Source organism: Planococcus sp. A6 (assembly GCF_028823615.1).
In the GTDB taxonomy this organism is placed as follows: Bacteria; Bacillota; Bacilli; order Bacillales_A; family Planococcaceae; genus Planococcus.
Window position 1 is genome coordinate 1 of sequence record NZ_JAPEHT010000115.1, and the last position, 10,370, is coordinate 10,370.

Here is a 10,370-nt window from a genome sequence, read left to right on the forward strand (position 1 = left end):
GTTTATTGGCGAGTTGAAGTAGCGCATCCATCATGCCGATGCCTGTCACGCGTTCGCGAATTGCGCCGCCACGCATGCGGGAAGCGATTTTAATGCCGACTCCGTCTGGAATCTGGTAGGTCGATTCGTTCAACAACGTCCGGAGTGCCGGGTCTTTTGAAGCCATCATGACTTTTTCAGGATTGATGGCAACGATACGTGATTTGCGCCCTGTTTTGATATCGTTTTGGATGTTATCCAGCAATTGCTGTTCGGTTTCTTTATTGACGGTGACGCCTAAAATTTCTTCTTTCATGTAGTTCGTGCCTCCATGCAAAACCGCATTTCCAAAAGCTTGAAAATGCGGCCGTGTATTTTAATTTTTTGGATTGCCTTTGCCGTCACCGAGACGGTAAACCGTGAATCCAGCCTCTTCGTAAGCTTCACGGCTGATGGCATTTTTCGTGTCGAAAATGGCTTTATGGCGCATCGTTCCGCCAAGGTTTTTCGGGTTGTATTCCTTGAATGCTTTATGGTCGGTCAAGATGACGATCAAATCCGCGCCTTCGACTGCTTCGTCATAGGATTGCGTCTGGAACGGCGCTTTGTTTTCTTTGACGTGCGGATCAAAAGAAGAAATGCGCAGGTTTTTCGCTTTCAGGTGTTCCAGCACTTCCATCGACGGGCTTTCGCGGATGTCGTCGATATTGCCTTTGAAGGCCAAACCGAATACAGCGACTTTCGCATCGGCCACATCTTTTAGGATGTCGTCGATTTTGTCTGCCGTGTATTGCGGCATGCCGTCATTCGTATTGCGTGACAGATGGATGATCTGCGAAAGATCCTTCTCTTTTTCGACCAAGAACCACGGGTCAACTGCGATACAATGCCCGCCCACTCCGGGACCTGGCAAGTGGATATTGACGCGCGGGTGATGGTTGGCGAGGCGGATTGCTTCCCAAGCATCGACCCCGACATTGTCGGAGATTTTCGCAATTTCATTGGCGAAAGCGATGTTGACGTCGCGGTAAGTGTTTTCCATGACCTTGACCATTTCAGCAGTCGTCGCATCCGTCAAGATGAATTCGCCTTTAACGAATGATTCATAATACACTTGCGTACGTTTTGAAGATTCTTCGTTGATGCCGCCGATGATGCGGTCATTTTTCACGAGCTCTTCAAATACTTTTCCAGGAATGACGCGCTCTGGGGAATGCGAAACAAAGAGTTCTGTCCCGATTTCCAAATTGCTCTTCACAAGGATCGGCATCATGACATCGAGAACAGTGCGCGGAGGAACGGTTGATTCCAAGACGACCAAATCGCCTTTTTTCAGGAATGGCACGATCGATTCAGTCGCTGCACGGATGTAATCCATATTGGCTGTTTTGTCTTCCGCAATCGGAGACGGCACAGCGATGATGAACATGTCCGCTTCTGCGGGTTTTGTTGAAACCGAGAAAGTACCTTTTTCCAATGCTTTGTTCAAGTAATCTTGAAGAAACGGTTCTTCAATGTGGATTTGCCCATCAGACAGCATGTCCACTGCTTTTTGATTGACGTCCACTCCGTGAACATCATAACCATGGTTTGCGAACATGACCGCTGTCGGCAAGCCGATATATCCTAATCCAACTACACAGATTTTTTCCATTTCGTTAATTCTCCTCAATCGCCAGTAATTTTTTATCTCCCGCTCCAAAAGCGAGATTGTATATCAATAATTTTTGCTAATATCAATAGTTCATTCTACCATAGCAAAGCCTTGGGCAGAAATCGTTTTGGTGTATTTTTCATTACGGTTTCGTTACAGGACGCCCGATGGCTTGATGGGTTCCCGAAGAAAAACCTCTTCCGCAAATGCGGAAGAGGCCAGAAGTTATTCGTCGTGACGATGTGCTTCTTCTCCCCAGCATTCCGTGTTTTTCAGGCCAGGCAAATTTTTCGCATAGAACACCGGATTCTTGCCGGCTTTCCTTTGCCCCATATAATCGTCGAGAACGCGGAACGCGATCTTCCCGAGCAGGGCAATGACGATCAAGTTGATGACGGCCATCATGCCCATGAACAGGTCTGCCATGTTCCAGACGAGCTGGACTTGTGCGATCGAACCGAACATGACCATCGCAAGTACACCGAAGCGGTAAGCCGTCAACCACAAGCTATGGGCATTGATGAATTCGATATTCGTCTCGCCGTAATAATAGTTCCCGACGATTGAGCTGAAAGCGAAGAACGTGATAGCAATCGCCAGGAAATACGGCGCCCACGCTCCAACATGCATTTCAAGTGAACTTTGGGTCAACAAAATGCCTTCCTGTTCGCTTGTACGGTACAGATCCGCGAGAATGATGACGAACGCTGTCGCCGAACAAATGATGATTGTATCGAAGAATACCCCAAGGCTTTGGACGAGCCCTTGTTTTGCGGGATGCGATACGTTGGCGGAAGCAGCAGCATTCGGGACCGAACCCATACCGGCTTCGTTCGAGAACAGACCTCGGCGTATCCCCTGCATAATCGCAGCACCGATACCGCCGCCGACCACTTCTTCAAGACCAAACGCATTTTGGATGATTAAGGTGAAGACCGCTGGAATTTCCGTAAAATTAAGTATGGATATGTATGCGACGACAACCAAATAAGCAACTGCCATGACAGGCACGACAATTTGCGTGACATGCGCGATCCGGCGTACTCCGCCGAAAATGACGATGGCGGACAAAACGACTAAGCTTGCGCCGACGACCCAGTTCGGGATGTCCAATACATCGCTGACTGATTGGGCAATCGTATTCGATTGCACCGAGTTAAAAATAAAGCCGAATGCGAGCGTCAAGAGAATGGCAAATACGATGCCCAATTTGCGCGTGCCAAGTGCTTTTTCCATATAATACGCAGGGCCTCCGCGGAATTGCTCACCGTCTTTGATCTTGTAGACTTGAGCAAGCGTACTTTCGATGAAGGCTGTCGCCATGCCGATCAAAGCTACGACCCACATCCAAAAAACAGCACCCGGGCCGCCAATGGCAATGGCCAACGCGACGCCTGTGATATTGCCGGTTCCGACGCGGGATGCGGTCGAAATCGTGAATGCCTGGAATGCGGAAATCCCGCCCGTTCCGTCTTTCTTTTCCGTAATGACGCGGAACATTTCCCCAAACAAGCGCACTTGCACGAAGCGTGTGCGGATAGTGAAATATAAACCAAGACCGAGCAAAAGCCCAATCAATATGTATGTCCATAATAAGTTATTGCCTTCGTCGACGATCCACGTCAACCCGTTCAATATTGCATCCATCTCGATGACCCCTTTAAATTTCTTTAGTATCAGCAATTGTTCCATACCCTAAATGACCTGCCGGGAAACTATTCCGGGCACGTCACAGGCATGCTTTAAGCAAGGCGCAAAGTTTCCGCTAAAACGCGCGCGCCGACATCAAGCGCTTCCCGGTTAAATTTCATATCCGGATGATGCAGTCCCGGCGTTAAATCAGCACCGATTCCGACCATCGCCGCTTTCAACCCGGGCTGTTTAATCGTGTAGAAATGGAAATCGTCCGCCCCCGTTGTCTGGATCGCTTCAGCAAATGCCTCGTCTCCGAGCACATTGCGAATCGCCTGGGAGGCAATCTCCATCGCCTCGTCCGACACTTCCGCAGCGGGCGTGTAGTCGTCCCATTTCAAATCGATTTCGACGCCGTGAAGCGCGGCGATCGCCCGCAAGCCTTCTTCGAGGCGAACTTTCATTGTGTCCATCAAAGCATTCGACTGCGAACGCACATCGAGTGCGAACGTCGCACTTCCCGGAATGATGTTCAAGCTTTCCCCGCCGGTCTGAATATTCGTCAGCTTGGCTGAATAGGATTCGAACGGTGAGAAATAGATCGTTTTCACGAATTGATGAATCGCCGCGATAACGTCGATGGCATTTTTACCTTGATGCGGCCGCGCACCGTGTGCATCTTCGCCGGTGATCTTGCCTTTCAGGAAAATCCCGGACCCGTGATGAAGAGCTGGCGTCACTTTGCCGAACGGCAGCTCTTCTTGTGGGCGCAAATGGACGCCGAATAGATGCGTCACCCCTTCTAAAGCACCGCGCTCAATCATCGCAAGCGAACCGTTGCCCTGCTCTTCAGCCGGCTGAAAAATAAAGCGGATGCGCTTGTTCAAGGATTCATCTTTCAAACGCAAAAGCGCTCCGAGCACCATCGACATATTGGCGTCATGGCCGCAGGAATGGTTGGCTTGCACTTTGCCATTCACTTCCTGCCATAAGGCATCGATATCCGCACGGACTGCAATCACTTCCTCGCCTTCGCCAATTTCTGCGAACAAGCCGGTGACATCATCGAATGTCCGGTATTCTACATCGAGCTCTTCCATGATCTGCGCGAGTTTCTTCGTCGTTTCGACTTCTTTGAAGCTGACTTCAGGATGCGCATGGAAATGATCAAAATACGTTTCGGTTTGCTGCTTGAACTCCATAAAAGATCCGCTCCTTTAAATTTTTCATCTTTTTGAATTGTACCTGTCTTCTCAATTCAAAACAAACCGGATTGTGAAAAGCTGTTTCATTCTACGATATCAATCCGCTTGTTCTCCAATGTGTAAAATTAAGCTTGCGATGATTTCCGGAATTTCTTCGAATGCATTTTTGATATGGAGCCGTTCGGTTCGTTTATGCGGGTCCTTGCCGAAAGGACCGATGTTCAGGACCGGCGCTTTGAGCTGCTGCATTGACTGGAACGGGATGCTGTATGGATCGCCGTAAACCGGCGTGTTGTTCTCATAGCTGACCCATCCGCTTGATGAGTCCTGGTAATTGACGTAGCTGAGGTCTGAAATGCCATTGAAGAAATGCACTTGCTCAAGTTCCAAATCAAATCGTTCGAATGCATCGCGTGTAACATGTGCCACACATTCCTCAATAAACGGGTCTTCGCTTGAATTGACCGCTGGATAATAAGGCGGCGCAAATAACAAGACAATGCCTGGCGTCAATTCCTGGCAATTGAGCAGCAAGATGTCAGCGATATGGAATGATTTATCTCGGACGTCGCGTTCAGGGTCCATCAACGTGTCATGAATCAATTGATTGATGTAATCAATCCCGAATTTCTCTTCAGCGTAGTCCACCAATTCTTCGTAACGGAGGACACGGATATCATCGAACCGCGGTTCCATGGCGACTTTTTCGCACAATGCACGGTAATCTTCCATGCATTCCGCAGCGGATTCCTTGGCCAAGCCCTCAAAAATATCCATAACGTCTTCCGCATTTCTATCCATGGTGAAGACGTTGTAGAGCGCTTTTGTCCGGTAAGGCGTCTGAACCGAATACTCTTCTTTCATATCCCCTTGCGTCAGGGTTACCGGAAGCGGCGTCTCTTCCCCGTGCACGGTCTCGGAAAATGCTGGATTCCATTCCATTTTCCGCGTCAAATACGTCGACAGATAGCTTGAAGTCATGCCGGCAAGCGGCTCGCCTGCATGCGTTTCTTTTCCGTAGAATAATGCGCTTGGCATGATTTTCCCGATCGATCCGGTGTAAATGTATTGGGATTCATCGCCAGGCGATTTCGCGAATACCGGCTCGCCATTTAGAAACAGCACATATTCCAGGGCATATTGGCGTTCAAGATCGAGCAGCTTTGACACACCGTACCGCATGCCTGCCGAGTTGACTTCCTCATCCGGCACCGACATGAGCACAATATTGACCGGCCAATTTTCGAGGCTTGCCCGTTCGATCAATGCCATATGGATCGCCAGCCCCGACTTCATGTCCATGATGCCGCGGCCGAATAAATAATCACCGGATGCGAGATCGTCCTGCATCTCCGGCTTGAATTCGCTTTTGATTTTTTGGAATGCTTTCTCCAGTTCTGCCGGCTGGTAAGCGAGCGGCGCCAAATCCCCGTATTCGTGCACGGCAACCGTATCGAAATGGCTGAGCAGCACGACGGTCCGAGTGGCTTTTTCGTGCTTATATAACGCGGTCAAATACCGGCGTTCCCAATTGACTTCGCCCAGTGATACGAGTTCCGGGTGGTTGCAGAAATATTCCATCTCCATTAATTTGGCTTTTAATCGTTCCGGGAATTTCACTTCCCCTTCTGTCAATCCTTGTGATTCCCAGCCCACCAATTGTTCCGTCAGCTGGCGTAATTGTTCGGGTGTTCCCCATAAACCTGCCATCCATTATTCTCCTTTCGCTATTCCACTATAGAAAAAAAAACGGCTCATACGGGGAGCCGTTTCCTGCGTTTCCGAAGCAGATCCTCCGCTGCCCCTGAGCCGAATATCACGCCGATCACAATGAGCACGAGGCCGATCAAATGGCCCGGCGTAATCGTTTCACCGAGAATGAGGCTTGCTGCCACGAGCGAGAACAGCGTATTCAAGTTCATGAAAATTGCCGCTTTCGTTGGTCCTGCCTGGCCGATCGAGTAATTATAGAGCATATGTCCGACTGCCGTCCCGAGCATCCCAGAAAAGAAGAACGCCAGCCAGAACGACGATGGAACTGCCGCGAATGCCGCGATTTCTCCCGGCTCCTGGATAAGCGCGATGATGAACAACACGATCGCCCCCGTCACGAGCATGTATCCCGTCAACAGGCGCGGATCCAGTGAACGCGCGGCATTTGCTATGACAATATAACTGAAGACTTGAGCCAAGATGGAGATGAAGACCAATATATCGCCTAGGCTCAAGCCTGATGCCGAGTCGCTTCCGACCATTACTGTCGTGGCGACGCCTGCAAAACCGATGAACACCCCGAGCCATTGCAGCCGGGACGGCACATTACGCATGATCAGCGATACGAGAACCGCCGTCAGCATCGGCCCGGTCCCGAGAATCAACCCAGCGTTCGTTCCGGAAGTAATGGCCAATCCTTGAGACAGGAAATAATGGTGCGCCACTACGTTGAGCAAAGCTCCTAGCAATATGTATTTCCAGTCGCTGCGCTTTGGCCAGCGCATCATGCCGAGCGATGCCAAAATAATCAGCACGGTCACGCCTGCCAGCAAGATCCGAAACGCCGTCAGCGTGACCGGATCGACAAATTCCAATAAATACTTGACCGCTGCGAGGTTGAATCCCCACACGACCATCACCGATGTTAAGATGCCGTAAACTTTCCATGGAGTCAAAAGTGCAGCCCTTCTTTCCCTTATTCCAGATATAGCCCTTTATTTTACGCTTGTTTTTCGTTTCTGTATAGAATGGCGTTGTAATCATATGCCTGACGCTTGATCAGCAAACTGAAGGCGATAAAGGCGATGAGTGACAGAACGACCGGCAAGGTGACGGTATGGACGCCGAACAAATTGCCGTTTGCGATGTTGTAGAAATGAAGTGCAATATAGCTCGCAATCCCTGTCCCCATACTCGCAATCGCCCCGTATTTATTTCCCCATTTCCAGTAAAGCCCGAGAACAATCGGCCAGATGAACGCCGCTTCCAGACCGCCGAACGCGAATAAATTCAAGAAAATCAGCAAATCAGGCGGGTCGAGAGCCAGCAAGAAGACAATCACGCCGAGAATCCCCGTGACCCCGAACGACATGCGTTTGATGGTTTTCAGGCTTGCATCCGGTTTAACGTAATTCAAATAGACGTCTTTGACAATCGACGAGCTGACGAGCAACAGCAGTGAATCGACCGTCGACATGATTGCCGCCATCGGAGCTGCCAGGACGATGCCCGCAACCCAAGGCGGCAAAGTCTCCAGCGCGATAAGTGGAATGACTTTGTCCCCAACATCGATGCCGGGAAGGATTGGACGGGCGAACACGCCGATCAAATGCATATTGAGCATAATGAAGCCGGTGACGATCGTGCCGATGATGAGCGCGCGGTGCATCGATCGCGCATTTTTATAGGACATCGCACGCACCGCGATTTGCGGCAAGCCCACGACACCGACACCGACGAGAATCCAGAACGAAGACACGTACGCGGCGCTTAGATTGCCTTCCGCCCCGTACGGCGTGACCAAATTCGGGTTTTCATTGATTAAATCCTGCATGATGTTCGAGATCCCGCCACCTGAAATGATGACGGCGATCAACAGGATCAGCGTGCCGATGAGCATGACCGCCCCTTGCACCGCGTCAGTCAAGGCGACAGCCCGAAAGCCGCCGATCGTCACGTAAACGAGAACGCTGATGGCAAACAAGAACAATGCCGATTGATAGCTGAGCCCTGTTAAAGACTCGATGAGCCGCGCCCCGCCGATCCACTGGGCCGCCATCGCGGAAAACAGGAAGATGATGATGCTAAGCGCCGATAATAAAACGACAGCTGTGCTATTGTAGCGGGCTTTCAGAAAATCGATCATTGTCACCGCATTATAACGGCGGGCCATGATGGCGTATTTTTTCCCGAGAATCATTAAGACAAAATAACCGGTGACCACTTGCGTCATCGCGAGCAACACCCAGCCGAAACCCATCGTATAGGCTGTCCCGGGGCCGCCGAGAAAACTTGAGGCGCTGCCGTATGTCGCGACCATGGTCATCGCCAGAACAAAACCGCCGAGCTCGCGGCCCCCAAGGAAATAATCACTGATGAAGTTCGAAGAGCCGGCGAGCTTCTTGCTCGACCAATAGCCGATGAAAAAGATGATAATTAAAAAGACAATCATGGGAATGAGGACTGAATAGTTCATCGGCTTTCCTCCTGTTCTTCGTCAAATGGCACATCGACGAAGAAAAACTTGACGACGACCGTGACGAGCACGACCATGACCAGGAAGCCGACGATGCAGCTATAGAAAAACCAATCGGGCAAGCCGAATATGTACGTGTATTCTTCGACCGGACGATTGCCGAGCCCGTAGGCAAAAGCGAACCACCAGACGAAGTTGAAGAGCGCAAGGCCGAGGCCGATCCAGGCTTCCCGATGCGCGACGCGGAAGCGCCAATCTGTTTCTTTCATGGATATCCCACTCCGATCAATGGCTGTAATGTGTTGTGTCTATCGTACACCAATGGCGGCCGTAAATTAAGCGCAAGTTTCGCCGGCGCTTTCGCTGTGCTTGTTTACACAGCAAACTTTCGTGCTTTCCCAATTTCATTGCCATCAAAAAAACCTCCGGAAATCCCCGGAGGTTTTGCTTAGCGTGCCAATAAATACTCGATATAAGCGCGCCATTCTGTATTCTTCGCATAATTGAAGTCCGGCGTGCGGATTGGAAACGGCATGAAGAGCTTCGGCCGTCCCGGATAATCGTGAAGCTGTTCTTCATTGATGGTGATGTCCCCTGCTTCCATGCCGCTTGCAAGAACGACACGGCCTTGTTGGGTGAAAGCGATCTCGACAGGAACGGCATTCGGGCGGCCGTCAATGTTCAAGGTATAGGCAGTGCCCGACGTGTCGTCATCATCGTAAACCCAGCCGTCGCGCAAGGCAATCGCATCTTGTGCTTCATCCAAGGTGATTTCTGCGTTGACGTTGCTGCCATAAGGCATCGTGTCCTGCAAAGGCGTTTCAGGAGCGATGCGCACTTCATAAAAGGCAATCGGGTTGTTTTGTTCGATACGGCCAAGCTCCCTGTATGCTTCGAACCACTTGGATTCTTCAGCCGGGATTTCAGAAACGCTGCGGACCGTTCCAGGAATCGCGCCTTTAATCCCTGGCGCCTGGATGAATACGCGGTCAGCTTGTTCCACTTCGTGCCATTCGTCTTCCAGTAGATATGTGACGAATTCCCGTTCGTTATTGTAAATCTCGATGCTGAGCGGTTCGGTGTCGCGGTTGATGCTCGCGACCGTCCCTTCGACCGGGCTGATAAGCGCCGGATTTTCCTGGCTTTGCGCGAGCTGCGCTTCCACGACCGCAAGTTCAGAATCAATGGCTGCCAGACGTTGCTGGGCTTGCGCGATGCCTGAAGCATACGAGCCGTCTTCAGGCACTTCCACGCCGACCGAGACGTTGACATCCATGCGCAGTTCCTGCTCCATGTCTTCACCTAGGCCAGGATAGCTGGAGCTGTTATTGGAGTTTTCGGATACGCTGCTGTCTTGCGATGCGCGCGCCTGCGTCAATTCCTGCAACGTGGACTGGACTTCACTGCGTTCTGCTTGAAGCGCACTTTGTTCCGATTGCCAAATAGCGCGCTGGTCTTCCGATTCGCTTTCGTTCAAACGTGCTAGTTCAGCACCTGCCGTTACAGCATCGCCTTCTTTGACGAGCCATTGCTCAAGCGCTTCATGGTCCTGGACATAGATTTCCATCGTATCCTGCGGCGCCGTCAAGGCTTCTTTCGGCAAAGTTTCAGTATATGTATGGGTATACGCCTGTTCATATTCGCTGACATACAGTTCTTTTGAAATGATGCTCTTTTCACCGAACAGCAACAGGAAGTTCGAGGTCAAAAA

The 10,370-nt window shown here is 50.7% G+C and carries 9 protein-coding genes; all 9 read right to left on the reverse strand.

Features of this window, described 5'->3' with window-relative positions; translation table 11 throughout:
• On the reverse strand, positions 1-295 hold a 295-nt coding region (locus tag ON064_RS14515), incomplete at its 3' end, for a WecB/TagA/CpsF family glycosyltransferase (protein ID WP_407951621.1).
• Positions 296-355: 60 nt separating this feature from the next.
• Positions 356-1,633, reverse strand: a complete 1,278-nt coding sequence (locus tag ON064_RS14520) for a nucleotide sugar dehydrogenase (RefSeq protein WP_274625330.1) — start codon at positions 1,631-1,633, stop codon at positions 356-358.
• A 225-nt stretch (positions 1,634-1,858) separates the two neighbouring features.
• The gene (locus ON064_RS14525) at positions 1,859-3,280 is read right to left on the reverse strand and encodes an alanine/glycine:cation symporter family protein (protein WP_274625331.1); all 1,422 of its coding nucleotides are present in this window, start codon (positions 3,278-3,280) and stop codon (positions 1,859-1,861) included.
• A 95-nt stretch (positions 3,281-3,375) separates the two neighbouring features.
• Positions 3,376-4,467, reverse strand: a complete 1,092-nt coding sequence (locus tag ON064_RS14530) for an amidohydrolase (protein ID WP_274625332.1) — start codon at positions 4,465-4,467, stop codon at positions 3,376-3,378.
• Positions 4,468-4,566: 99 nt separating this feature from the next.
• Positions 4,567-6,180 (reverse strand): M20/M25/M40 family metallo-hydrolase, encoded by a 1,614-nt coding sequence (locus ON064_RS14535; RefSeq protein WP_274625333.1) that lies wholly within the window; start codon positions 6,178-6,180, stop codon positions 4,567-4,569.
• Positions 6,181-6,224: 44 nt separating this feature from the next.
• Entirely contained in the window at positions 6,225-7,139 is a 915-nt protein-coding gene (locus ON064_RS14540; RefSeq protein WP_121298295.1) for a DMT family transporter, read from the reverse strand.
• A 44-nt stretch (positions 7,140-7,183) separates the two neighbouring features.
• Positions 7,184-8,659 (reverse strand): sodium/pantothenate symporter, encoded by a 1,476-nt coding sequence (gene panF, locus ON064_RS14545; RefSeq protein ID WP_121298297.1) that lies wholly within the window; start codon positions 8,657-8,659, stop codon positions 7,184-7,186.
• Positions 8,656-8,928, reverse strand: a complete 273-nt coding sequence (locus ON064_RS14550; RefSeq protein ID WP_101189107.1) for a YhdT family protein — start codon at positions 8,926-8,928, stop codon at positions 8,656-8,658. Before ON064_RS14550 ends, panF begins: the two co-directional genes overlap by 4 nt.
• A 179-nt stretch (positions 8,929-9,107) precedes the next feature.
• A partial coding sequence (locus ON064_RS14555) for an efflux RND transporter periplasmic adaptor subunit (protein ID WP_274625334.1) occupies positions 9,108-10,370 on the reverse strand: 1,263 nt, incomplete at its 5' end.